The sequence below is a fragment of the Chitinophaga niabensis genome (assembly GCF_039545795.1).
Classification (GTDB): domain Bacteria; phylum Bacteroidota; class Bacteroidia; order Chitinophagales; family Chitinophagaceae; genus Chitinophaga; species Chitinophaga niabensis_B.
The window spans coordinates 3,395,391-3,419,673 of the sequence record NZ_CP154260.1; the positions used below are offsets into that span (position 1 = coordinate 3,395,391).

At 47.2% G+C, this 24,283-nt stretch carries 18 protein-coding genes and 1 tRNA gene; 10 read left to right on the forward strand and 9 right to left on the reverse strand.

The features are described from left to right. The first annotated feature begins 17 nt into the window (after nucleotides 1-17). From AAHN97_RS13180 to AAHN97_RS13190, 3 genes are all read left to right on the forward strand, one after another. Nucleotides 18-479 (forward strand): hypothetical protein, encoded by a 462-nt coding sequence (locus AAHN97_RS13180; RefSeq protein ID WP_343308096.1) that lies wholly within the window; start codon nucleotides 18-20, stop codon nucleotides 477-479. Nucleotides 480-714: 235 nt separating this feature from the next. Further along, nucleotides 715-1,254 (forward strand): inorganic diphosphatase, encoded by a 540-nt coding sequence (locus AAHN97_RS13185; protein WP_074239015.1) that lies wholly within the window; start codon nucleotides 715-717, stop codon nucleotides 1,252-1,254. A gap of 6 nt (nucleotides 1,255-1,260) precedes the next feature. After that, entirely contained in the window at nucleotides 1,261-1,635 is a 375-nt protein-coding gene (locus AAHN97_RS13190; RefSeq protein ID WP_343308097.1) for a sulfite exporter TauE/SafE family protein, read from the forward strand. 59 nt (nucleotides 1,636-1,694) lie between these two features. On the opposite strand, the gene AAHN97_RS13195 is transcribed toward AAHN97_RS13190, so the two are convergent. Further along, the gene (locus AAHN97_RS13195) at nucleotides 1,695-2,456 is read right to left on the reverse strand and encodes a C40 family peptidase (protein ID WP_343308098.1); all 762 of its coding nucleotides are present in this window, start codon (nucleotides 2,454-2,456) and stop codon (nucleotides 1,695-1,697) included. A 72-nt stretch (nucleotides 2,457-2,528) separates the two neighbouring features. On the opposite strand from AAHN97_RS13195, the gene AAHN97_RS13200 reads away from it, so the two are divergent. The 4 genes from AAHN97_RS13200 (at nucleotide 2,529) to AAHN97_RS13215 (ending at nucleotide 5,165) form a co-directional block, all read left to right on the forward strand. Next, complete coding sequence (locus AAHN97_RS13200; RefSeq protein WP_343308099.1) at nucleotides 2,529-3,083, forward strand: hypothetical protein; 555 nt, start codon at nucleotides 2,529-2,531, stop codon at nucleotides 3,081-3,083. Beyond that, nucleotides 3,076-4,125 (forward strand): tetratricopeptide repeat protein, encoded by a 1,050-nt coding sequence (locus AAHN97_RS13205; protein WP_343308100.1) that lies wholly within the window; start codon nucleotides 3,076-3,078, stop codon nucleotides 4,123-4,125. Before AAHN97_RS13200 ends, AAHN97_RS13205 begins: the two co-directional genes overlap by 8 nt. A gap of 96 nt (nucleotides 4,126-4,221) precedes the next feature. Next, nucleotides 4,222-4,791, forward strand: coding sequence for an RNA polymerase sigma factor (locus AAHN97_RS13210; RefSeq protein ID WP_343308101.1), 570 nt, complete (start codon nucleotides 4,222-4,224; stop codon nucleotides 4,789-4,791). A 23-nt stretch (nucleotides 4,792-4,814) separates the two neighbouring features. Further along, complete coding sequence (locus AAHN97_RS13215; RefSeq protein WP_343308102.1) at nucleotides 4,815-5,165, forward strand: anti-sigma factor family protein; 351 nt, start codon at nucleotides 4,815-4,817, stop codon at nucleotides 5,163-5,165. 2 nt (nucleotides 5,166-5,167) lie between these two features. On the opposite strand, the gene AAHN97_RS13220 is transcribed toward AAHN97_RS13215, so the two are convergent. Both AAHN97_RS13220 and clpB read right to left on the reverse strand, forming a co-directional pair. Beyond that, nucleotides 5,168-5,653, reverse strand: a complete 486-nt coding sequence (locus AAHN97_RS13220; RefSeq protein WP_343308103.1) for a nucleoside deaminase — start codon at nucleotides 5,651-5,653, stop codon at nucleotides 5,168-5,170. Nucleotides 5,654-6,125: 472 nt separating this feature from the next. Further along, nucleotides 6,126-8,726, reverse strand: a complete 2,601-nt coding sequence (gene clpB, locus AAHN97_RS13225; RefSeq protein WP_343308104.1) for an ATP-dependent chaperone ClpB — start codon at nucleotides 8,724-8,726, stop codon at nucleotides 6,126-6,128. Between the two features lie 253 nt (nucleotides 8,727-8,979). On the opposite strand from clpB, the gene AAHN97_RS13230 reads away from it, so the two are divergent. Then, on the forward strand, nucleotides 8,980-10,254 hold the full coding sequence (locus tag AAHN97_RS13230; protein WP_343308105.1) for an OmpA family protein: 1,275 nt from the start codon (nucleotides 8,980-8,982) through the stop codon (nucleotides 10,252-10,254). Nucleotides 10,255-10,419: 165 nt separating this feature from the next. Here the strand turns inward: AAHN97_RS13230 and AAHN97_RS13235 are convergent, their stop codons facing one another. Next, entirely contained in the window at nucleotides 10,420-12,324 is a 1,905-nt protein-coding gene (locus AAHN97_RS13235) for a DUF3857 domain-containing transglutaminase family protein (protein ID WP_343308106.1), read from the reverse strand. A gap of 2 nt (nucleotides 12,325-12,326) precedes the next feature. Continuing rightward, complete coding sequence (locus AAHN97_RS13240) at nucleotides 12,327-14,357, reverse strand: transglutaminase domain-containing protein (RefSeq protein ID WP_343308107.1); 2,031 nt, start codon at nucleotides 14,355-14,357, stop codon at nucleotides 12,327-12,329. 102 nt (nucleotides 14,358-14,459) lie between these two features. Between AAHN97_RS13240 and queG the strand changes: the two genes are divergently transcribed. Further along, nucleotides 14,460-15,359: a tRNA epoxyqueuosine(34) reductase QueG gene (gene queG, locus AAHN97_RS13245; protein WP_343308108.1), complete on the forward strand. Its 900-nt coding sequence runs from the start codon at nucleotides 14,460-14,462 to the stop codon at nucleotides 15,357-15,359. A gap of 12 nt (nucleotides 15,360-15,371) precedes the next feature. Here queG and AAHN97_RS13250 read toward each other — a convergent pair whose 3' ends face one another. Further along, on the reverse strand, nucleotides 15,372-17,816 hold the full coding sequence (locus AAHN97_RS13250; RefSeq protein WP_343308109.1) for an ABC transporter permease: 2,445 nt from the start codon (nucleotides 17,814-17,816) through the stop codon (nucleotides 15,372-15,374). 233 nt (nucleotides 17,817-18,049) lie between these two features. On the opposite strand from AAHN97_RS13250, the gene AAHN97_RS13255 reads away from it, so the two are divergent. Beyond that, nucleotides 18,050-18,123, forward strand: a tRNA-Pro gene (locus AAHN97_RS13255). Nucleotides 18,124-18,271: 148 nt separating this feature from the next. Here AAHN97_RS13255 and AAHN97_RS13260 read toward each other — a convergent pair. From AAHN97_RS13260 to AAHN97_RS13270, 3 genes are read right to left on the reverse strand one after another with little or no spacing between them, the layout of a single operon-like run. Beyond that, a complete protein-coding gene (locus tag AAHN97_RS13260; protein ID WP_343308110.1) occupies nucleotides 18,272-22,018 on the reverse strand; it encodes a right-handed parallel beta-helix repeat-containing protein in 3,747 nt (1,248 codons plus the stop codon). A gap of 24 nt (nucleotides 22,019-22,042) precedes the next feature. Next, nucleotides 22,043-22,741, reverse strand: a complete 699-nt coding sequence (locus tag AAHN97_RS13265) for a DUF4397 domain-containing protein (protein WP_343308111.1) — start codon at nucleotides 22,739-22,741, stop codon at nucleotides 22,043-22,045. A gap of 12 nt (nucleotides 22,742-22,753) precedes the next feature. Further along, on the reverse strand, nucleotides 22,754-24,283 hold the full coding sequence (locus AAHN97_RS13270) for a RagB/SusD family nutrient uptake outer membrane protein (protein ID WP_343308112.1): 1,530 nt from the start codon (nucleotides 24,281-24,283) through the stop codon (nucleotides 22,754-22,756).

Genomic DNA, 24,283 nt, shown 5'->3' on the forward strand with positions numbered 1-24,283 from the left:
TTTAACCTATCAACCACATGAGCTATTACAGGCGAATTGTTTTTTTGATGTGTGTATTGGGAGTGCTTTTTACCAGTTGTAAGAAACGTCCTGAACCACAGGAGGTAGCCATGGAATTTATGCACGCGTTTCAGGAATCAAACTTCGAACGTGCCAAAGAATTTGCTACCAAAGAATCACAACAGGTTATACTCCTTTACTCCATTTTTGACGGCAAACGCAACGAGAATGAACGGGAAAAGATCAAAAATGCGCAGTTAAAGATCGTTGATCATAAAGAGGATGGGGATAAAGCAACTGTTACCATCCTCAATTCTTCCGCCAACCAGCAGGAAACCCTGCAGCTGGTCAAAGAAAACGGTCAATGGAAAATATCCCTGACACTTGAAAGCATCCTTCCTACATATGTAGCGCCAGGTTCAATGGACATGAACTCCATGACCACTCCCCCGGCAACGGATACTACTAAAGCTAACTGATATTGGCCCGGCATTAGTCCACGCTCCTGCCGGCCCTTTAAACCCATTATTTCCATTTTTTATAACTATTCCCGCTTTTGTTCCTTAATTTTGCGCCTTTATAGCAAACAAGCGCCTTTTCCACCGTCCCGTATATGAAGAACCGGTTGCTGCAGAACGGCTTTTATAGCTGCTTTGGGCCTATTAGAACTGTAAACGTGAATTGATATACTAATTTTAAAAGAAGCATTGAATTATGACAACAAATCCATGGCACAGCGTTAGTCCCGGGGATAAAGTACCTCATGTGGTAACAGGTATCATTGAAATTCCCAAAGGATCGCGTGCCAAATACGAACTGGACAAAGAAAGCGGTTTACTGAAACTGGACCGTGTATTATATTCTTCTGTATACTACCCTGCCAACTACGGGTTCATTCCTAAAACATACTGCGATGATCATGATCCGCTGGACATCCTCATCCTTTCCCAGATAGATTGCGTGCCTTTATGCATGGTGGACGCGAAAGTGATCGGTGTAATGCAAATGATCGATGGCGGCGAAGCTGACGATAAGATCATTGCTGTTGCAGCCCATGATATGAGTGTGAACCATATCAACGACATCTCTGAACTGCCGCCTCACTTTATCGACGAAATGCGTCATTTCTTTGAAGAATACAAAAAGCTCGAGAACAAGACCGTAAAAGTGGAAGAATTTCAGAACAAAGCAAAGGCAGAACAGATCATCCTCGAAAGCTTTGAACTATATAATAAAACCTTCCCGCAAAAATAACTGCTTATGGCTTACCCCCTCATCCTCGGTCTGTTATTACTCGGCCTTGTAGCCGGTGTGTTCTCCGGAATTGTGGGTATAGGCGGCGGCATCATACTGGTACCGGCACTGGTGTATATTTTTGGCCTCAGCCAGCACCAGGCACAGGGCACTTCACTGGGCATGCTCATGCTGCCCGTTGGTATCCTGGCGGTGATGCAGTATTATAAGCAGGGATTTGTGGATTATAAGCTGGTAGCTTTTATTGCCATAGGTTTTGTAGCAGGTGGTTACTTAGGCGGGAAACTGGCCGTAAACATCCCTGAAACACTCATCAAACGCATTTTCGCACTGTTCATGATAGCAGTGGCCGTGAAGATGCTGTTTTTTGACAAGAACTAGACCGGTAATTATCGTTTTTATAGGAAAGGCTGGCCAGTGATGGTCAGCCTTTTTTACTTTCAGAATAAGCGGCGGATCAGCCGCAGGTTATGCGTTCTCAGCCCTGTATCTGCATTTACAATACCCTGGTGATCAATAGGGTCTATCCGCACCTTTCCGGAAGAATGAATGATCTGCTGATCATTGAGCATGATGCCCACATGCGTGATCTTCCCCGCCTCATTATCAAAAAAAGCCAGGTCCCCTCCTTTTGCTTCCTGTATCAGGGCCACCAGTTCTCCCTGTGTAGCCTGCTGGTAGGCATCCCGCAGGAGCGGTATGCCGAGGATTTTATACACAGATTGGGTAAAACCGGAACAGTCTATCCCAAACACCGATTTACCACCCCATAAGTAGCCAGTATTGAGGAAAGAATGTGCAATAGTATTCCAGGCCGTTTTAGGAGAACGGGGCTGCTTATAGATCTCTATACCGGATTCCGGCACTACTTTAACATTACCCCAAACAGGGTTATCCAGCTTTAACATGCAACCGTAAGGAATATACATCGGCTGGTCATTCACAGACAAACGGGCCGCCCACTGGTTGGCAATATGCGTAAAGGGGGCATTGAACTCTTCCAGAGTAATGGTTTCCAGGTGAGCTGCCGTTACCCAGCCCTCATAACCATCGTACTGCATCCTTACCTTGATCCAACCTTCGTTGATAAGTGGCTCTGTTTCAACACATTCTCCAAACAATGCCTGTGAAACCATTTCACTTCTGTGGGAAGGCTCAGCACGCAGGGGCATAATGGGCACAATCGTGATTGCAAATGGCATGTTAATTGTTTAAATAATATGAATTGTGAATGAACTTTTACTACAAAACTGCGTAAATATAGTAATAAGCTTATGCACCTCCTGTTAAATAACTTAACTGACAAAGAATTGCTACTCCGGATCAAAAAATTCCAGGATCGGGAGGCAGCCGGTGTTTTATTAGACCGGTATAGTCACCTGTTGGTAGCAGTGAGCCTGCCCAGGTTCACCAGTGAAAAAACAGCAGAGGTTGCATTACCGGAACTCACCAGGCAATTATATACCCGCATTCAATCTGCCTTTGGTAAGTTAAACGAATCTGTTTACGCATTGGTTCAATCTTATTTCGGTAAAGGCAGCAGTGTGCCTGTTTTTTATCCCAACCAGGCATTATACCGCCTCGAAACGCGTATAGAACATGCAGGGAATAACCCTATTGCCAAGGAAGCTTTAATGACGCACCTGGAAAAAGCCCTTACAAAACTAAATGCAGAGGATCTTCAACTGATCACGCAATTCTACCTGGAGCAACAGTCATTCAGCGACATCGCCAAAAAGCAGAATATTTCGAAAGATAAAGTTCGCCATACTTTGAAAGGAGTGAAGAAGAAACTAGCTACTCATTTGATGGACCAGGCATATGAATAATGATTCTACAAGACAAGAAAGGATCTTCAAGATCTTCACCCCTGTGCGCTGTCTCAACAGGGATCAGCTTCCCCGTTACCTGAACGGGAATATGACCGATTGGGAAAAACACCTGATAGAGCAACACCTGGTGGACTGCGACCTTTGCCACGATGCTATTGAAAGCCTGCAGCACACACAAAACCAGGAGCCTTACGAACGTTTAAGCAAACAGCTAAGCCTCTACTTACAGAGAGAATATGCGGCGGTTGAACAACAATCTCCCTTAAAAACACGCCGTACGGTACAGGGTAACAGTACCAGGGAAAGCCTCCTGTCCTACTTCTGGGTGATCATGTTCCTGGCACTGGGTGGAGGAAGCATCTTCTTATTACAACAACACCTGAAGAACAGGCCCGCACTGGCAGCCATTCCTGTTAAAACAGCGGGTACCGTTATTCCGCCAGAGCAAAGCACACCGGCTCCTACCGTGGAGTTAGTAGCCAGTGAAACAAAAGCGCCTGTTATCCAGACGCAGTACAGCACCAAACCAAAGGACAGCGTTACTACCAATAAACTTAGACTAACAGCAAAGGATTCCGCGCTGTTAGCTGCCGCTACTAAAAAGCCGGCGGCGAAAGACAGTATCAAAAAAGCGCCTGCAACGGATACGAACACACGCACACAGCCCAAAGAACCAGAAGTAAAGGAACCTCCTAAAGAAGAAAAAACTGTAGCCGCCACGCCGCCACCGGCTCCAGCGCCGAAAGAAAAGGAAAAGGAAAAAGAAGAAGAACCTGCCAAACCCGTTGCCTCCGGTGATGAATCCCTTTTCCGTGCCGCGATGTTGTACCAGCAGCAGGGCAATGTAAATGAAGCCATCGATCAATTCAGAAAACTCTCTACCAACTATAAGTTCTCCGAACGCGCCAAATATCAACTGGCACTCTGCTACCGTACCAAAGGCCAGAACGGCAAAGCCCGCAGGCTCCTGCGGGAGATCGTTCGCATGGAAGGCCCTTTAAAAACACAGGCACAAACGGAATTGAATAACCTGAACTAAAGGGGCATACATCCAGGCACCGGAATTAAATTTTTCTCCTGTTTTATGGATTCTTCTTTCTGCTGCATCTTTGATTGAGAAATCTATCTTTACACTGTGAATCAACCCAGCGATCATCTTACAGACCAGGAACTCTTGCAGCGGTATAAGACCGATGGCAACAGTGATTGGATAGGCATTTTGTTTGACCGGTATGCCATCCTTTTACTGGGTTTATGTATGAAATACCTTAAAAACGAAGAAGATGCACGGGATAGCGTGCAGCAGATCTTCCTGAAAGTTTTATCCGATATCCATAAACATGATGTGATCTTTTTCAAGGCCTGGATCTACCAGGTGGCGCGGAATCATTGCCTGATGCAGTTGCGCCATCATAAAGACCTGGAATTGAAGGAAGGCTATTTGCAGATGCCCGGCGCTGCAGAAGTGCCCGATGTGGCAGAATATGTACAGAAGGATATTATGCTGGAAAACATGGAGCACGCGCTGGAGCTGCTGAATAAGGAACAAAGCACCTGCGTGCGGATGTTCTACCTGGAAAAGAAATCTTACCAGGAGATCACAGAACAAACGGGGTATAGCCTGTTACAGGTGAAGAGCTATATCCAGAACGGGAAAAGGAACCTGAAATTATTATTGGAAAAGTACAGTAAAAATAAACGCTAACTTGCATTAGCGAAAGCATTATTATGAACGATCATTTCACAGACATATTCACCGAAACTGCCTGTCCTACCCAGGACCAGTTGCTGGCTTATGTGGAAAACAAGCTGAGTGCTGCCGAAAGGCATGAAGTGGAGCGCCATATAGCAGACTGTGAACTATGCAGTGAAGCAGTGGAAGGGCTGGCTACTATCAGGCATAAAGAGCAGATCCCCGGCTGGTTAAGGCAGGCCAAATGGGATGTGTTACAGAAACTACGCAAAAAAACACGGAAGAAAAGGAAAGAACATTATTACCTCTATATTGCCATCATCTCCCTGCTGATACTGTTCCTGGCCATAGCGGTGTTCTGGTTATATCATTTTACCAGCAGATAAGATCAGTACAATTTTTTATCCCCTTTCTGGTCCCAGAGGCGGAATACTTCCTGTGCCGCTTCATTGGGGAAAGGAATGAAAGGTATCTTCTTTTGCCGGTGCGGCACATTGATCTCCGTGTAAATAAAGGAATCATCAAAATTGATCAGGGCAGCTTCTTCCTTGGTATTGGCATAAAACACTCTTTGCGGACGCGCCCAGTAGATAGCGCCAAGGCACATGGGGCAGGGTTCGCAGGAGGTATAGATCTCGCAGTCATTTAACTGAAAGGTCTGCAGTTTCGTACAGGCATCCCGGATAGCCACCACTTCTGCATGCGCCGTAGGATCATTGTATTTCAGTACCTGGTTCCATCCTTCTCCCACCACTTCTTCTCCACGCACAACAATAGCACCAAAAGGCCCTCCATCTCCATGCTGCATGCCCCGTCTGGAAAGTTCAACGGCTATTGCCATAAATTTCTTTTCTCTTTCGCCGATATGATACATAGGGTTCAGTTTCCTTACAAAGGTAAGGCTTTAGGCCCATCACCGTACAGGGGAAGGCGCAGAGCCAAACTCCACGCCCTTCCTGCAGGCCTTTTACCTCTCTTTATCATCCTAACACACACAACGTTTCACCGGCAGGCAAACTTTGCTTGTATCACGCCGATCTGAACAGGTAATTATCGTGTAGCACTGACCGTTAATCAATGCGAAAAAGAAGTGCTGGTAGCATAAGGCTGCCTGCTGACAGCAGCATATTGTAGTTAAGGTTTTCAATAAATACGGTTCTCAGCATACCGGGCATCTCCCGGCTTTCCCTTCTGCAATATAAGGGCTGAATCAGATTATACAAAATATTAATTTGTTGTATTTCGCAATCTCCTGAGCGTTACCTGTTTGGGGCAAAAAAAACCGGGAGAAGAATCTCCCGGTTTGTTACCTGTAACTGTATATCGTCGTATATAGAATAGACTTGTTAATTATTCCTGATCACCACTACACCGTCAAACACATCTATCAGGACTGGTTTGCTCCGGTCAATTTCTCCACCCAGTATCTTCTTACTCAGCAGGTTCACTATCTCCTTCTGGATCAGGCGTTTCAAAGGTCTTGCACCGAATTGCGGATCGTACCCCTGTTCTGCCAGGTATTCCAAAGCATAATCAGAGAATTCCAATATCATGCCATTCTTTGCAACCAGTTCTTTCAGTTGTTGTAATTGTATGTTAATTATGCCTTTCACTTCTGAACGCATCAGCGGCTGGAACATGATCACTTCATCCACACGGTTCAGGAACTCGGGGCGGATGGTTTGTTTCAGCAGGTTCATTACTTCCTCTTTCGTTGCGTCCACCACCTCTTCCCTGTTGGCATCCGTGATCTTTTCAAAGTTCTCCTGTATGATATGGCTGCCCATATTGCTGGTCATAATGATGATGGTGTTCTTGAAATTCACCACGCGTCCCTTGTTATCGGTAAGGCGTCCATCATCCAGTACCTGCAGCAGGATATTGAATACATCCGGGTGCGCTTTTTCAATTTCGTCCAGCAATACCACAGAATAGGGTTTTCTTCTCACCGCTTCTGTCAGCTGGCCGCCTTCATCATATCCCACATAACCCGGAGGCGCTCCCACCAGTCTGCTCACAGCATGTTTCTCCTGGTATTCACTCATGTCTATCCGCGTCATCATGCTTTCATCATCAAACAGGTAGTCTGCCAATGCTTTGGCCAGCTCTGTTTTACCTACCCCGGTAGTACCCAGGAAGATGAAAGAACCGATGGGGCGTTTGGGATCGTGCAAACCAGCACGGCTTCTGCGGATAGCATCCGCTACCGCTATGATGGCTTCATCCTGCCCTACTACCCTTTTATGCAGTTCATCTTCCAGCTGCAGTAATTTTTCTCTTTCACTTTGCAGCATGCGTGTTACCGGGATGCCGGTTGCTTTCGCTACGTTCTGCGCAATATCTTCCGCGTCTACTTCTTCTTTCAATAATCTTTTATGGTTGGTAGAAAGCGTGTTCAGTTCTGCGCTGAGATCTTCCACCAGTTTCTCCTGTTCTTTGATCTTCCCGTAACGGATCTCTGCCACCCTTCCAAAATCACCATTGCGTTCTGCCTGTTCTGCTTCCAGTTTCAGGTTCTCGATACTGGCTTTTGCGTTCTGTACTTTATCTACGAGTTCTTTTTCCTGTTGCCATTTGGATTTGAAAGTATTCCTTTCATCACTTAAGCGGGCGATCTCTGTTCCCAGTTCTTTCAGTTTATCTTCATCATTCTCCCGCTTGATCGCTTCTCTTTCAATTTCCAGCTGACGGATACGGCGTTCCAGTTCATCCAGTTCTTCCGGCATGGAATTCATTTCAAGGCGCAATTTAGCTGCGCTCTCGTCTATGAGGTCAATCGCCTTGTCCGGCAGGAAACGGTCCGTAATATAGCGGTGTGAGAGTTCCACAGCAGCAATGATCGCTTCGTCTTTGATCAGTACATGATGGTGGTTCTCGTATCTTTCTTTCAGCCCCCTTAAGATGGAAATAGCATCTTCCACACTCGGCTCATCAATGAGCACTTTCTGGAAGCGGCGTTCCAGGGCCTTATCTTTTTCAAAGTATTTCTGGTATTCATTCAGTGTAGTGGCACCTATCGCACGCAGTTCACCCCTGGCCAATGCAGGTTTGAGGATGTTAGCGGCGTCCATTGCACCTTCCATGGCACCTGCGCCAATGAGGGTATGGATCTCATCTATAAAGAGGATGATGCCGCCATTACTGTCTCCCACTTCTTTCACTACGGCTTTCAGGCGTTCCTCAAACTCACCGCGGTATTTGGCACCTGCCATGAGCGCACCCATATCCAGCGCATAGATGATCTTGTTATGCAGGTTATCCGGGATATCCCCGTTAATGATCCTGTGTGCAAGTCCTTCAGCGATAGCTGTTTTACCCACACCGGGTTCACCTACCAGGATAGGATTGTTTTTGGAACGGCGGGATAAGATGTGCAGTGTTCTGCGGATCTCTTCATCACGACCGATCACCGGGTCCAGCTTACCGGCACGTGCCAGCTCGTTGAGGTTCTTGGCGTATTTTTCCAGGCTGTTGTATTGTGCATCGGCAGTTTGAGAATTAACAGTACCGCCCTTGCGTAATTCGCTGATGGCTGCCTTTAATCCTTTCTCCGTTAAACCGGCTGATTTCAGCAGCTTTGCGGTATCGTCACTTCCGCCTAATAATCCCAAGAGGATGTGTTCCACGCTAACGAATTCATCTTTGAACTCCTTAATGCTGGAACCTGCGCGGAGAACGGCATTGTTTGCCTCTCTGCTCAACACCTGCCCGCCCTCGCCGGTTGTGATAACAGCATACTTCTGGATCATCTCGTTGAGTTTGGTATCCAGGAATGCCGTATTCACATCGTTCTTCTTCAGCAGATATTCTATACTATTATCATCATCGGAGAGCAGGGCCTTAAGTATATGACCTGTTTCGATCGCCGGGTTACGGTGATCGAAGGCCAGTTGCTGTGCCTGCTGCAGTGTTTCCTGCGATTTAATAGTGAAATTATTTAAGTTCATATTGTATGCTTTTGTCTCCTTTTAGCTTTTCGTTGTTTAGGGTTCGCAAATGTTAGTCCAATCCTCAAAAGCAGCAATTATGACAGGAATAGCCGTTTTCGCCTGCATTAATTTCAGTTAATATATGTTACGCCTGCTATTTTAACAGTTTCACTGTTAATTTTCCCCCTCATTAAACTGTCTTCCTCTTATCCCTGTTATAGAACAGTATTCGAGACATGCACTCATTTTTTAACCACCAAAACCTTTCATTATGGCATTCGACCTGCTCGACACCCTGAAGAATGTATTTAACAATGAATTCTCTAATAAAGCGGCCGCCTCCCTTGGCGAAAGCGAATCCAATGTTCAGAAGGCCATCGGCGGCATTATACCCACCGTATTAACCGGCCTGCTCAACAAAGCCGGTTCCCCGGGCGATGCAGGCAGTCTAGCGGGCCTGGTCAAAGAAGCTGCTTCCGGGGATTTCTCCCGGCTGGGCAGCCTGGCAGGGGCAATTCCCGCCGAATTACTGGCCAAAGGCTCCGAGATACTCAAATCCCTCTTTGGCAGTAAAGCCGCGGATATTACAGGCGCTATAGCCTCTTATGCGGGTATTAAAACCACTTCTGCAGAAACCTTATTACAGTCAGCTGCCCCGGCCTCACTGGGCATCATCGGCCAGCAGGCTGCCAGCCAGAACCTTAGCGCTTCCGGGCTTATAGGCCTTTTAAACAGCCAGAAGGACAAGATCCTGGCGGCGGTACCTTCCGGCCTTGGCCTGGCCAGCATACTGGGCCTGGGAAGCCTGGGAGATATCGGCAAAAAACTGGGAAGCATGGTGAGCGGCATCAGTGGCATCGGTGGTACTGCCGGAAAAGCCATCGCCAGTGAAGGGAAGGCCGTTGAAAGCGCCGTAAGCTACCGCTGGTTATGGATGCTGATCGTATTACTGGCTATTATACTGCTGCTCTGGTACTTCATGAAAGGATGTAACAACCAGCATACCATGGCACCTGTAGACTCCGTACAAACCAGCCATATGGAAGATTCAGCCATCTCTCATGTAAGCCCTCCTGTTTCCCGTGAATCCATTAAAGTAATGCTGCCGGATGGCGTAGAACTGGCGGCATACAAAGGCGGAATTGAAGATCAGCTGGTGAGCTTCCTGAAAGATCCTTCCACACAAGGCGGCAAGGATAAATGGTTCGATTTCGACAACCTGAACTTTAAAACAGGCAGCGCGGAATTAACAGAAGACAGTAAAGTACAGGTGCAAAACCTTGTTGCCATACTGAATGCATTCCCTAAACTGAAAATAAAGATCGGCGGTTATACAGATGCAAGAGGAGACAGCACGCTGAACCGGAAATTATCGCAGGAACGTGCAGATGCCGTGCATAGCGCTTTACAGGCACATCATGTAAAACCAGTTCAACTGCTGGGTGCCGAGGGATATGGTTCACAGTTTGCCAAAGCCGCAGCGGATGCGCCGGATGAAGAAAGGGTAAAAGACAGAAGGATCTCTGTGGGTGTAAGGGAAAAATAAATTATAGTATTAAATTAACCTTAGGCTCAGTGCAAGGAGAAGGCAACCTGAACACAAGGAGAACACAAGGAGAAGCCTATGTGAAGAAAGGTTAAAATAGTATGATACCTATGTAAGGTATATCCAAAAATACGAAAAAGGGCCGGTTGATCAACCGGCCCTTTTTTATTCTGCTTTCACAAGAATGACCCTGCTCCGGTCAGCTTTATATACTTTGTTGTAGAACTCTTCCAGTAAGGCAAAATCCTTTGCAGGAAATACGCCTGCCTTTCTTTCGTAAGTACGGATATACGTTATTTTCGTTCCTTCTACTTTTACTTTCGCGGTATACTTACCAAACTTGCTTTCATGTACCAGTTCCGGGAAAACAGCCTCCGGTTTATATCCCTCCGGAATATTAAGTTCCACCGTATCGGCAGCCTTATCGGCCGTTTTCAACTGAATATCTGATAGCCGCTCTCCTTCAGCGGAGAGTTTTGCGTTGCTTTTGTTCAATACATTCGGCACAATGAATAACCGTTTTCCGCTTACAGAAGCATAACCGGGCACGGTGATATCCAGCACTTCCTCCACGGCCGGCACCGGCAAAGCATCTGCATATTCTTTATAATGGAACTTGTTGATGTCGTAACTGGCAAGGTTCAGTTTCTCTTTCAGGATCTCCATTTGTTTTTCCGGCGATACGTTATGGATAAAACCATGATACCAGTCCTGCTGCATGCCCGTATAACGCGTTTCCGCTTTACCATTCAGATCTCCCGTAGCATTGATCGTAGCTGTAAGATGCCTGATCTGCAGGTTCTGATCCATGGTATAAGTGGGTGTGCGCACCAGCTTACCTCCTGTTTCATCTATTACAAGTACCGTCCGGTTACTGGTGAAATCACCCAGGTAACCCGCAGGCGCATCCTGACTGGTACACTCCAGCCAGGTAGTGTCTTTGGCCATGGGCACGCAAAGGATGATATGATTGAACTGGTCTACCGTAAAGTCTTCTATCAGGTCCGTTTCTCCCCTGCCCGCTTTTACCAGCGTATAATGAGAACGGATGCCGGCTTCCTTTAGTAAAGAATACATGTAGTTGGAAAGTGCTTTACAATCCCCATATCCTTTTGTTGCCACATACGTAGCATCAAAAGGCTGCCAGCCGCCGATCCCCAGCTGAATACTGATGTAGCGGGTATGCTGCTGCATGTATTGATACAATGCCTTTACTTTTTCTTTCGGATCTTTCAATCCATCTGTTAGTGCATGTACGGCAGCCTTTGTTTTTTCCGGCAACACATCCCTGCCGGCGTTGAGCGCCAGCTGGAATTTTCCGTAATCATCCCAGGTATTCATTTTACCCGTATAGCTGTCAAATGCAAATTCACTGGGAGACAAATAAACCATCACAGAACGGTTCCGCCAGGGAACAGCCAGTGGCTCTTCCGGCAATGCAGCAATATCCTTCACTTCCCATACAAATGTTTTATCTCCTTTCTCCGTTGTTTTAACCGGCTCCCCCTGGTAACGGTAAGAACGATAGCGCAGGTCATAACTTTCAGGCACTGTTACAGATAAACGGCTGTGCTCTACTGCATAATTGCTTTGCCCCTGCGGTACCCAGGTATCCATACCTGCTGTTCTGCGATAACGGTATTCCACCTCATATTCTACCGTATATGGATATACTTTATGGTAGAAATTATGGGATTTCATGCGGCTGTCGTCCATGAGGTTATTTTCCCCCACGGCACTTTCATCCTTTACATCGCTGTTCTTCAGTTTGCGGAGCTGTTTGCCGGAAGCATCGTATAATGCACCGCTGATATCTTTCACTTCCCGGAATTTATCATACCAGGCGCCGAATCCGCTGTATTTATCTCCGTTTTCGTTGAGGATGGTAATTGCACAGCGGTGTGTTACACGCATATCCTTCAGGTCAATTAACCTGATCGTTAGCTCTTCCCTTCGCTGCACTACATCTGCATTTTTCAGCAATTGCGCGGGAATAGCACTCACCGGGAATTGCGGATCACCAGCAAATGCGGCCGTGCTTATCAGTAATAAGATTAAAATATTCCGCATACTTAAGATTTCTTCTTGATAACGATCTGCTCTGCCTGTTTTTTCACGATCATATCGAAAAACGAACGCAGGTGCTCATATTCTTCAGGCGCATATTGCGCACGCCCTAATTTAACGCGACAACGGAGTTGCAGCATATTATCCTGCTTACCGATGATATACTGGAAAACACCTTCCCCATCATTGTACTTCACGATCGTGGATTTAGGCATATCTTCCACTGTATATCCTTCCGGCAACTGCATGCTTAAGGTATAGTTCACATCCGGTACATAAGGCATTTCCACAGGATACTTCCGTTCAGCTGATTTGAAAGGATTAGCCTTCAATGCTTGTGAGAACATGGGGTTCAGGTAGATCATCCCTCCTTCATCACTTTCATTCAGTGTAAAATCATATTCCACCACCACTGGTTTTGTGTAGTCCTGCAACTGATCCAGCTTTCCGTTCTTCAGATCGATGTCAGACAGGAAACCTTTGGCGAGGTCTTTAAAGTATGCCTCCTCTCCTTTCTCCTTCACCTTTGCACGTAACTCATAGGACTCGAAATAAGTAGCCTGTTGCTGAAAATGCCCGGTGAGTTTTCCTTTGTCGTCAGCAGCAACAAAGATGCCCGTAACGCTTTGTTCTTTTAAAGAATCTGCTTCAAAAGACATAGCGGTAGCCGCTTCATTTATTTTCCGGGCATGGCCGTTATAACTGGAGGTATGCAGTTTACCAAAACCCAGGAAAGGACGGGTAGCATCCATATTATATTCCTGGTCATCGATCCTCAGGTTAACGATCGTATAGTTGAATTTGGAGCGGATAGGATATAAAGGATATACCTTACCATGACTGCGGGAACTCAGCAATACAGGCGTGGCATCCAGGCCTGCATACCTCAGCATGGCAACCAGCAGCAGGTTCACTTCTGCCACGCTGCCACTTTTTTTGGTGAAGGTAGTTTTCAGTGTCTGATCTGCATAAAAAGCGGAATAATCCGTACAGGTAAAATTATCTCTCACCCAGTTATAGATATTCACCGCTTTATCTTTGAGATTGGTAGTGCCTTTTGTGAGTTCTTCCACCTTATCTGAGAAGAAGTTATTGTTCTTACCTAATTGCCCGCCGTACTGCTCGTCTTTCAGGAGGTCCTCCGTCATTTTGGGCCAGGTGCTCATCACGGGCCTTACCGGAGAATTCGGAAAACGCAGGGCAGATAACTGGAATTCAATGTAATTGATGTGGTTGCCCAATGTTGTTACAAAGTTCTCTTCTTTCAGCGGCGCTACATCCTTTACCACCCAGCGATGCCGGGTAATGCCAGGCGTTACGGAAACAGCCTCTGAACGTTGGGAGGCGCCACCATAGGCACCGGGAGTGGTCATCCTGAAATTGAAGGTCTGCCGGCTGTTCTCACTGTCCTTGATATGAAAAGGATTATATCCCTGGCTCAGGAAGATGTATTCATAATATTCCGGCAGGGAGATCTCATATTCACTCCACAGCACCGGGAAATTCGCATCCTGGAAGGCCCATGGGCGGAGCCGGTAAGGGAATTCAGAATTGATGGTATAGGAGTATTCAATAATAGAGCCCTCTTTCACAGCCGGAAGCGTGAACTTCTTGACAATGTTATGCTTATCCAGCTTATCAGTGAAAACAGCTTTTGATTCCAGTTTGGTTTCCACCACTTTACCGTTTTCCAGGTTATAGGTCACCGCTTTGAGATTGCTCACCCTTTCTTCATCCGTACCATCCATATACAGGTAAATGGACACATTGGCCTCATCATACCCGCTCTTTTTAAGGATATGCACTCTTTTGTAGTGTTTATAGACCTGGATAAACCATTCATTCCCGGATTCAAAGGCAGAGGAGCCAATATCCGCAATAATGGCCGCGCCGGCTGAAGTATCCAGCTCGTAACGGGTAGTTTTGAAATCTTCGGGCGAAACCTTCCCAAAACGGGCCGGGCTTTTATCCTGCCCCACGGTAAGGGCGCACACACACATGGTTCCGAGTAGCAGGGATACGGACTTTCTAAGCATTACAGGGTATTAGTTTAAGGTCAGGGACACTGATTAGGAAGTAAAAATATATATTTTCCGGTAACTTGCAGCCAGATGCAGATATTGGAGAAAAATACCCTGATGATCAAGCAAAAAGCCCGCGCGCTGGGCTTTGACCATTGCGGCATTGCCAAAGCGGAACAGCTCACCGAAGATGCTTACCGCCTGGAACAATGGCTCAATAAGGGTATGCATGGCACCATGGGGTATATGGAGAATTACTTCGATAAACGCATAGATCCCAGGCTGCTTGTAGACGGCGCTCAATCTGTGATCACCCTGCTGCTGAATTATTATCCCGCTGTTTCCCAGCAGCCGGACACGCCGCATATCGCCAAATATGCATACGGCAAGGATTATCACGAGGTTATCAAAGCCAAACTGAACGAATTCCTCTTTGAACTCCGGGCTGAGCTGGGAGATATACAGGGCCGGGGATTCGTTGATTCCGCCCCGGTACTTGAACGGAGCTGGGCGCAACGCAGCGGGCTGGGCTGGATCGGAAAGAATGGCAACCTGATCCATAAACAGGCAGGATCCTTCTTCTTTATTGCCACCCTGATCGTGGATATTCCCCTGGTATATGATTCCCCTGTGGGAGATTATTGCGGCTCCTGTACCAAATGCCTGGATGCCTGTCCGACCCAGGCACTGGTCTCCCCCACTGTTGTGGATGGCTCCCGATGCATCTCTTACTATACGATTGAGCTGAAGGATATGCTGATCCCTGCTTCCATGGAAGGCCAGTTCAATAACTGGATGTTCGGCTGCGATATCTGCCAGGATGTATGCCCCTGGAACCGGTTCGCCAAAGCCACTTCAGAGGCTGAATTTGCGCCTATCCCGGAGATATTGAACCTTACCTCTTCTCAATGGGAAGAATTGACGGAAGAGGAGTTTAAAAAGATATTCAGTAAATCTCCCCTGAAGCGGAGTAAATACGCGGGGATCAGGCGGAATTTGAAATTCCTGTCGAAATAGAAAATTGCTGACTCACACCGTTCTCAACGATTTCACCGGGTTCGCCAATGCAGCCCTGATGGCCTGAAAGCTTATGGTAAGCATGGCAATAAGAACAGCCGCCGCTCCGGATAGCAAAAACATCCACCATTCGATCTTTACCCGGTATACAAAATCTTCCAGCCAGCGGTTCATTCCCCACCATGCAATAGGCGATGCAAGCAGCAATGCAATGATGATCAGTTTAACAAAATCAGACATCAGCATTTTTGCTATACCGGCGACTGTTGCTCCCAGTACTTTCCGGATACCGATTTCCTTCGTCCGCTGAAAGGCGATCAAAACCGCCAGACCGAACAAACCAAGGCAGCTGATAATGACGGCGATAACCATAGCCAGGTTGATCAGCCTGGATTGGTTCCTTTCCTGCTTATACATGGCCGCCAGCGTTTCATCATAAAATTTATAGGCAAAACTGCCTGCAGGATAAAAGGTATTCCACTTTTGTTCAATCATCTTTAACGTTTGCTGCCATTTGCCAGGGTCTGCACCGTTCAACTTTATATTAATGGTGTTTAAACTTCGCTTGTCTGCCAATATTACCACCGGATCTATGGAGCTATGAAAATCGCGCGTATGAAAATCCTTCACTACTCCTACCACCGGATACTGCGCCTGATTCAGTTGTCCTATCAGCTTGCCTACAGCGTCCTGCGCTGAAGAAAAACCCAGTGCGCGCACGGCGGTTTCGTTGATGATGTATTCATTAGTTGTATCAGATGGGCGGATATTCCTTCCTGCGATCAGCGGCATGTTGTAAAAGCGGATATAAGCCGTATCTGCCCATTTCTTGTAAAGCTGCAACCTGACAGGGTCTTTTGCCTGTATTCCTTTGTTTTCGAATAAGCTGGAAGAATAATTTGCTGACATGGGTTCCCGCCCCAGGGAAACCGCCTGTATGCCAGACTCCCTCTTTAATTCTTCCGTTAGTACAAAATATTTATCTCTGTTAACAGAGTCGCGTTGCAGTTTCCATGGAACAGTCACCAGTACTACTGCATCCTTGTCGAATCCCATATCCTTTTTCAGGGTATAATTCAATTGACTTCCCATAATCAGCGCTCCGGCAATAAATACCTGGGCAATCAAAAACTGAAATACAATCAGTACTTTTCGCAACCCAATGCGGCTCCCGTTATTTAGATGCAGGGTGCCTGCCCCCTGAATGAGGCTGATAGGTTTAACTTTAGTGATCAGCCAGGCCGGGTAACCTCCGGAAAGCAGTGTAACACCGATCAGCAAAGCCAGCAGGAAATATAGTATCCACCAACCGTTGGAATACTCATGCATTCCATCAGGAATGATATCCCCGAGGAAGGAATACGCCATTTTCGTAAAAATGAAGGAACTGGCAACCGCCAGCAATACCACCACAAAAGTTTCCGCCAGGATGTTTTTGATCAGGCTGCTACTGTTACCGCCAAGGATCTTCCGCATCCCGATCTCTCTGCTCCGTTGTGGGATCAATGCGGTACTCAGATTAATATAGTTGATACAGGCCAGTACGATCAGTAATGCCCCCAGCCCGATAAGCCCTTTCATCACTGGTTTGCTGGCCTTCCGCGTTTCCCATTCCTTGATAAAAGTGGAAAAATGAGAATCTTCCAGCGGCAGCAGCATATACCATCGTTTCATCACATTGGGCAGATTTTTGTCGATCGCATTTTCGTCCCATTTCTGCTTTGCGAGGTTACTGATCTGTGCCAGTACCCGGGCAGTATCTGCACGGTCATTAAGTTGGAGATATAACAGGTCTGAACCATTGGTATTCGTCCATTCTGCCAGTTCATATTGTTTTGAGGGAAGTACAAAAAATTCCTTTGCAGTAAACTCTGTGGGATAGTCCAGATCTTTAACAATACCAGTGATGGTTTTTTGATCTTTTCCGTTATATACCAGCGCCCTGCCAATGAGTGTCTCCGGTTTAAGTGCACCGAAATAACTTTTCGCGCGGCTCTCTGTTAACACAACATTCTCCGGCGCATTGAGCGCCGTTGCAGGATTACCGGCCAGCCATGTATAGGGGACCATGTCAAAATATGAGGAGTCAGTGGCAACAATCCCAGGAAATTCCGTCATCTCTAACGGTGGTTGCCCTGGGATACTCACAGCATCGATCCATTTTTTAAAAACAGGAACAACTCTCTTCAGGCCGGGCACCTGTTCCCGAACGCCCTGGTAAAGTGGCGCTGAAACACCGCCATTATAACTTTCTTTTCCATCAAAAGCCAGACCGGTAACGAGCCTGAAGGTCTGCTCTTTTTGTGGTAACCGGTCATCAAAACTATATTCATAACTAACAATGCGATAAATGACCCAACAGGCGCTAATGCTAACAGCCAGTCCTAATACATTTAACAGCGTGAATAACCGCTGGCGCCACAGATGACGGAATAACCTTTTGGTCTGAAGAATCATATACTAGTGATTATCAAGTATAGAGATGATGTGCATTAGTTTCAGGGAATTTCATTCCAATTTATGAGACAGGTATTATTCAGCTTGCTACTCATTATTCGAATTTAGAATATGTTCAATATCGAACATTTTATGTTCAGATACGAACGTTGGCAGTGTTCTGCCGGGGGCTGAGATTTCAGTGGATATTTTTTTGATTTCTGATAGCAAGAATTAAATTTGCGCAATGTTTACGGGATGTAGCGCAGCCCGGTAGCGCGCTTCGTTCGGGACGAAGAGGCCGCTGGTTCGAATCCAGTCATCCCGACAGCTTTAAAGCTCTGGAATTTTTAGTGATAAAGATTTTGGGGCTTTTTTGTTTTTGGCAAGGTTGCGTTTGCCTTCCAAAAGTCCCAGCCCCAAGACCGTCCCGGGAAGTAACCGGGACGGTTTAATGTGTAGTTACTTAACCCCATTCATCGCTTAATAAACGCTATCCCGGTTTTCCGCGTCCCCTCGACAAATTCTATTACATAATATCCTGTCGGAAGCATGGATGTATCAATTTCTGTAAAGTCCGCATCCGTATTGATAACCCGGCGGAACAACAGGGCACCTGTTACGGTATAGATCTTTATGAAAGCCCGCCCCTGAAGTTTTCCATGATACAGGTACGCCTTCTGGTCCACTGGATTGGGATATATTTTTAAAGAGACGTTTTCCTTACCGGAATTATTTGCTGTGATACGCTTGATACCTGCCGGTTGATCTTTCAGCGGTCCGGTAGTAAAGGAACGTATGAACGCTTCTGCAGCCATGGGTGCGAACAGCCCGGCGCTTTTATAACTATCTCCCAACGGAGGCCCGGATACAATTGTAGTGGCAGCTGCCAAAGACAGCGAACCGGAAGGCCCTGTATGATCTTCGATTTTCAACACCTGGCTATAAGCGCTTACCGTATTACCCGCAGCGATGGATAGCGGCGCATTCTTCACGGCATACAAAACAACCAGGCTGTCTCTTACTATGCCGGTAACATTGTAAAAGGTATTCCTGCCTGTTAGGGAAACTGTGCTTCCTGTGCTGGTAGCATTGGCGGATAGTGTGATGGATGTGCCGTTGATGCCTGTAATGTATGTACCTGCGCTGATCCCGCTGCCGGTAATGAACATTCCGGGGCAAAGTCCTGTAACTGTGCTGGCCGCCGTAATGGTATTGTTTCCTGTGCTGGTGTTGCCGGTAAACGATACATTAGGCACCAGATAGCTGCCTCTAAGCGTCCATATGCCAGACACTTTCTGATATTTATAGATACCGCCGGTCTGCGTGCTTACATATAAAATATCCTGTCCATTTACTTTGGCCATGAACACCTGCTCCGGCGTGGGGCTGGGAGCATTGGCTGTTGGGCCGAACAACTCGCCTTTCAGGGTATTGTCAGGCAGTGAAACAGGAAGCCCGTTACCAACTTTGCCGATCCGGAAGCCGGTATTGGCTGAATAATATAACTGGTTGTCATATACCCAGAGGTTTTCAAAGGAGTTGTTGGAACGGGTGATGGTAATGCTTGTTTGTGTAAGATCTGTTGTGGGTGCCGATAATGTAATAGTATTATTCGTATTGGATACAACGGTGGTGCCAGCAGGAATGCCGGGACCTGAAACTGCGTGGCCGGCCGCCAGGCCAGTATTGACGCTTACGTTTACTGTTGTGGTAGAAAATACGGTAGCACTTGTAAAGGCGCCGGGTATCACGATGGTATTATTGCCTGTAACGGTGCCGGCGATAGCTGCGCCTGTGCCATTGCTGCCTGCGGTGGTGTGTATCACTCCTGATGCACCGTTCCCCACCAGCCATATATCTGTTCCATCAACAGTGGCTACACCACGGGGAGCAACATTGCCCATGACGGATGGATTGACCGTGGTAATATTGATGGTCCCATCATACTTAATAAGAGCAATGGCGCGGGAGGTGCTGCCTGTTATCCCTGTTTTGACAGTATACCCTGATAAACTGAGATAAGTTCCGTCCGCGGAGCGGTTCAATATCCCCTCTGCCATATCTTTTGCGGCCACATAAAAGTTGTAAGTGCTTAAGTCAATACTTTTCACAAGGGCGCCCGTTACGTCAAATTCTTCTACGAATGCCTTGTTGGCCGTACCCGCTGTAGCGGCATGCGGCAATGAATCAAGCCTTAGCACGATTATATTGTCCTGTGCAAATACGCTGTCAGGCTTTACTTTGTACAATGCGAGGCTACCGTAGGCTGCAATGCTTGCTGACCCTGTATATGTGTTGCCTGTAGCGTCTCTGAAGGTTCCGGCTGGCAAGGCAAAGGATTGCCCGGCATTTGTTGCATTGTATTGGAACCATACGTTGTTCTCCAGGGTTTCCTCAAAAGGCAGTGAGTAAGGTACGTATGTGCTGTTATTATCGTGACCATAACGTTGCGTCCATTCTGTTATGTGTTGCAGCCGGTTCTGATTGCCGGTAGTTTCTGTTGTAAATACCTGCTTCGCCTGTCCATTCTGGGCACAGTAATAATTACTATCAATAGTGCCGAAGCTCGTGATTTCGGACTGGCTGGCATCCACGGCCCTGAGCAGGGTATCGTTTTGGCCAAAGCCGAAAACGATATTATTCTTTACATCGTAATTACGCATGGGGCCGGCAGGATCATTGGTGGTCCATCGGGTGAAACGCAAATGGGTATTATTGCCAAAAAGGGTATTGTCGCGAACTGTGATCGCAGCGGCATTATTGAAATTGACACCGGTAAAACTCCTGGCGATGGTGTTATGGGAGATAGTGATATTCGCCGATCCTTCATCGGTATAGATGGCAGCTGCCGGCGCATTTTGTTGTGAGGCAGGTATACCTTCCGGCGCTCTCTGACCATCTGAGAAAATATTTCCTTCAATCCTGTTGTTCAACTGGGTATTTTGGAAGCAATACACGGCTCCGCCATCATCGGTGCGCATACAGTAATTCAGCATCAGGTTATTTTTGAAAAGATGGTTGGCGCCGCTCCATATAATATGTCCATAACCCGTACTGTCGAAATAATTATTCCTGACGGTGACTGCATTGGCGCCGCCACCTATCCGTACGCTTGCATTCTGCTCGGGCGTCATACCGGTTGTAAGACCGGTGGCTTTAATAATACTATGCTCTATAACACTGCTGTCAGTTGCAAATAGGGATATCCCATGAAAGTTGCTGCCATATATGTAACAGTTATCTACCTGTACCTGGTTGGCCCTGAACAGGGAGATACCGCATTGCCCCGGATAGTAAATTCCGCAATTTTTAAACCGGATGTTCCTCATGAAAACAAATGTGTTTCCGTTCCCTTCGATCGTATTGGCGGCTGAGCCATTGCAGTCAATATCATCGATGATGATGTGGGATACGCTCATCCCGAAACTGACGAGGTTTTGCCTGGCTGCTATTTCAATGAGGGAGCCTGTTGGGTTCCCGGTTGAATACAGATATACATAATTGTTCAGGGTATCGCAATACCATTCGCCATCTGCATCCAGCGTGTTTAAATGATCCTGTATGTAATACCCCCAGTTGACTAGCGGCGTGTAGGCGGATGAGTTTTGATAAGTAATGCTGGTGCCGGAGTGGCTGGTGATAGTAGAGCTGACAAGGCTCCAATGATTGAACCGGATCACTACTTTGGCATTCGTCCAGTTGGGAGCGCCGGAAAGCGTATTGTCGCTGATAGATGTGCTGCCTGATACACCAGTGATGCTTTTGAAGCCATTGTTGGCGGCTGTTGCGTTCGGCCATCTTCCAATACGCAGCGGCTTGCCATTTTTAAAAACGTTATTGCATACATAGCCGGCGGGAGTATTATAGTATGCCCGCCAGATATTGCCTCCATAGAGCGTCCAGCCGGAGAGGGTATCCTTGCCATCCAGCATTGCTCTGGGGCCCGCCCCGTAGCTGGAAAATACAATGGGTAATACTGCGGTGCCGGATTTTGTGATGGTCAGCTTTTCCTTAAAAACATCCCCTCTTTTAAACAATATTGAATCTCCCGGTACAAGGCTGGCCATCATGCTATTGACTTTGGCTATTGTTTTCCAGGGTGAAGAAGGACTGGTGCCGGTATTGGTGTCGTTACCGGTATTGCTGACGTAATAGGTGGTGGCTGATACCAGTTGGCTGAATAGTAACTGCAGGACCAGTGGAAGGATGATCTTTTTCATAAAACGTGGAGCGGCTTTGTGTTATTAATACGGCTTTATATTATTGAGTATCTGCAATGTCAGGGCCGGTGTTCGGCCTACCAGGCCTCTGGCAATGAACGTATAGTTCCTGGTGGATGCCAGCCTGATACTTGCAGTGGCCCCTTTGACCGAGAGGGTGGCTGCATCTCTCACCTGGAAAACATACGATCCGGTATCCACCTCCATATATTCCGTGAAAGACTTGTAAGTAAGCGCTTTGGTCACTACCGGTCCACCTACCATGTAGAAGTCGGCGGCAGTCAAATTGGGACTGAGATGGATAGCTCTTATCCGGGCTTTGCCGGCCGGGGCGGGAGTAAGATCATCAACGGTAGTAACGATAGCACCATCATCAGGTGTGCCGGTAAGATACAGGGTATTAACCGTTCCTTCGGCCAGGTTGAAATCGCCCTGGGCCAGCAGGCTTGAGTCGCTGCTCTTTTTAAATGCGATTTTTTTGTTGCCGGCGTTGACCACCAGGTTGGAAACAAGTGTGGTGTATCCGAATGCGCCCATGTTTATTTTCTGCCCGTTGAAATAGGCATCCGCTGTAATAGCGGGTGTGGAAGAAACGGCATAAGAGTTGAACAACATCACCGTACTGGTGTTTATGTTCTCGTAGGTAACGCCTTCTTTTTTACAGGACCAAAACATGAAGGGCAGTACAAAGGCCAGCAGCCCATAAATATTTTTCGATTTCATTGGTTGTGGTTTTTAATAGCCATTATTCTGGTTCCATCCATTAATATTAAGATCCTGCGGAGGCACCGGCAAAAGATAATGCCGCTCATGCACATTGCCGGCAGCCGGTTGTGAACTGGCCATCTGTACTTTTTCTACCAGCACTCCCCACCTGATCAGGTCCAGTCGCCTGCTGCCTTCTAAAATCAGCTCGATGGCGCGCTCCGCCATGAGGGCTTTATGAAATGCTTCCTTGTCGAGACCGGCCAGGTCAGGAAGCACCGTTCCATCCGTTTTATGATCTGCCGGTCTTGCCCTGTACCGGATGGCATTGATCTGTTGATACGCTTCAGGCGTAGGCCCGTTGCTGATCTCGTTCAGTGCTTCGGCATAGATCAGCTTGATATCATCCAGCCTGAGAAGGGGCCAGTTGGTAGAATGATTAAAAAAATGACTGGAGCCCGGGAGTTTCTGGTATTTGGCAATGCCAAAACTATTCTGATCATTCGAAGGTGTTCGCGTCCAGCCATTGAGATAGGAATAGTTAGCAATATTCCATTCCACCCGGGTATCTTTGAAATCGAGCGTAGCTACAAATTCCCGGTTGGCTCTTGCATAAGCCTCACCGCTTCCCTTAGTGGCGTTCGCTCCTCCTGATGCACCAAAAAAGTAGGGGAAGTTGGAGCCCCTTTCCGGCATTTTGAACTCTACAGAAAGGATCACTTCTTTATCATACACATCGGATGAGAGGTTTTTGAATACGGCAGTATAATCAGGGTTGAGCGCATAGATGCCCGTGTTCTCCATATCAAGCACTTCTTTGGCTCTGTCCCGGGCCATCGCATAATACTTGCTGTCTCCTTTTACCATCTGCCCATCAGAAGATCTTCTCCAGCCGGCTTTTGTGATGTAAACCTGCGCGAGCAAAGCCTTTATAGCACCGTTGGTAAAGCGCCCCCCGTTGTTGGCTGCATTGGATAATTTATTGTCCGCCGCCAGCAGATCATCTTCAATCACCTGGTAGATCTCCTCCGCAGATACCCGTGGTTGTATCACTACAGGTTTGGTGGTGAGTTCGAGCTTCAGGGGCAGATCGCCATAAAGCCTCACGAGGTAGAAATAATACAGGGCCCGCAGCGCCCTTGCTTCCGCCAGCTTCGGTGCTACCCAGGCCTGGGCGTTCTCAAGGTTATTCAAGGTGCCAATCAGGCCGTTGCAGGCATTCATTCCTTTCCATAGATCGATCCACACATTCTGAGGGGCGAGGTCACTGCCTGATACCTGGAAGCTTTGAAACATGCCGAGCGCGGCTCCTGCAATATTTGCAGAGGGATGCACCAGGTCGTTCTGCACGGATAATAAATAGGAGAGCGTGTTCCTGAAAGTATTGCCGGTCTGCAAATAGCTGTAGGCGCCCAGCAGTGCAACGTCCGCGTCAGTGCTGGTCCGGGGAAAATTATCCGGCGTAAGGAATGAATAAGGTGTTTCTGTGAGTATTTTCCTGCAGCCCATAGTAGTGAACAGGCTGGCGATGATGAGCGTATATTTAATCAAGCGATCCAT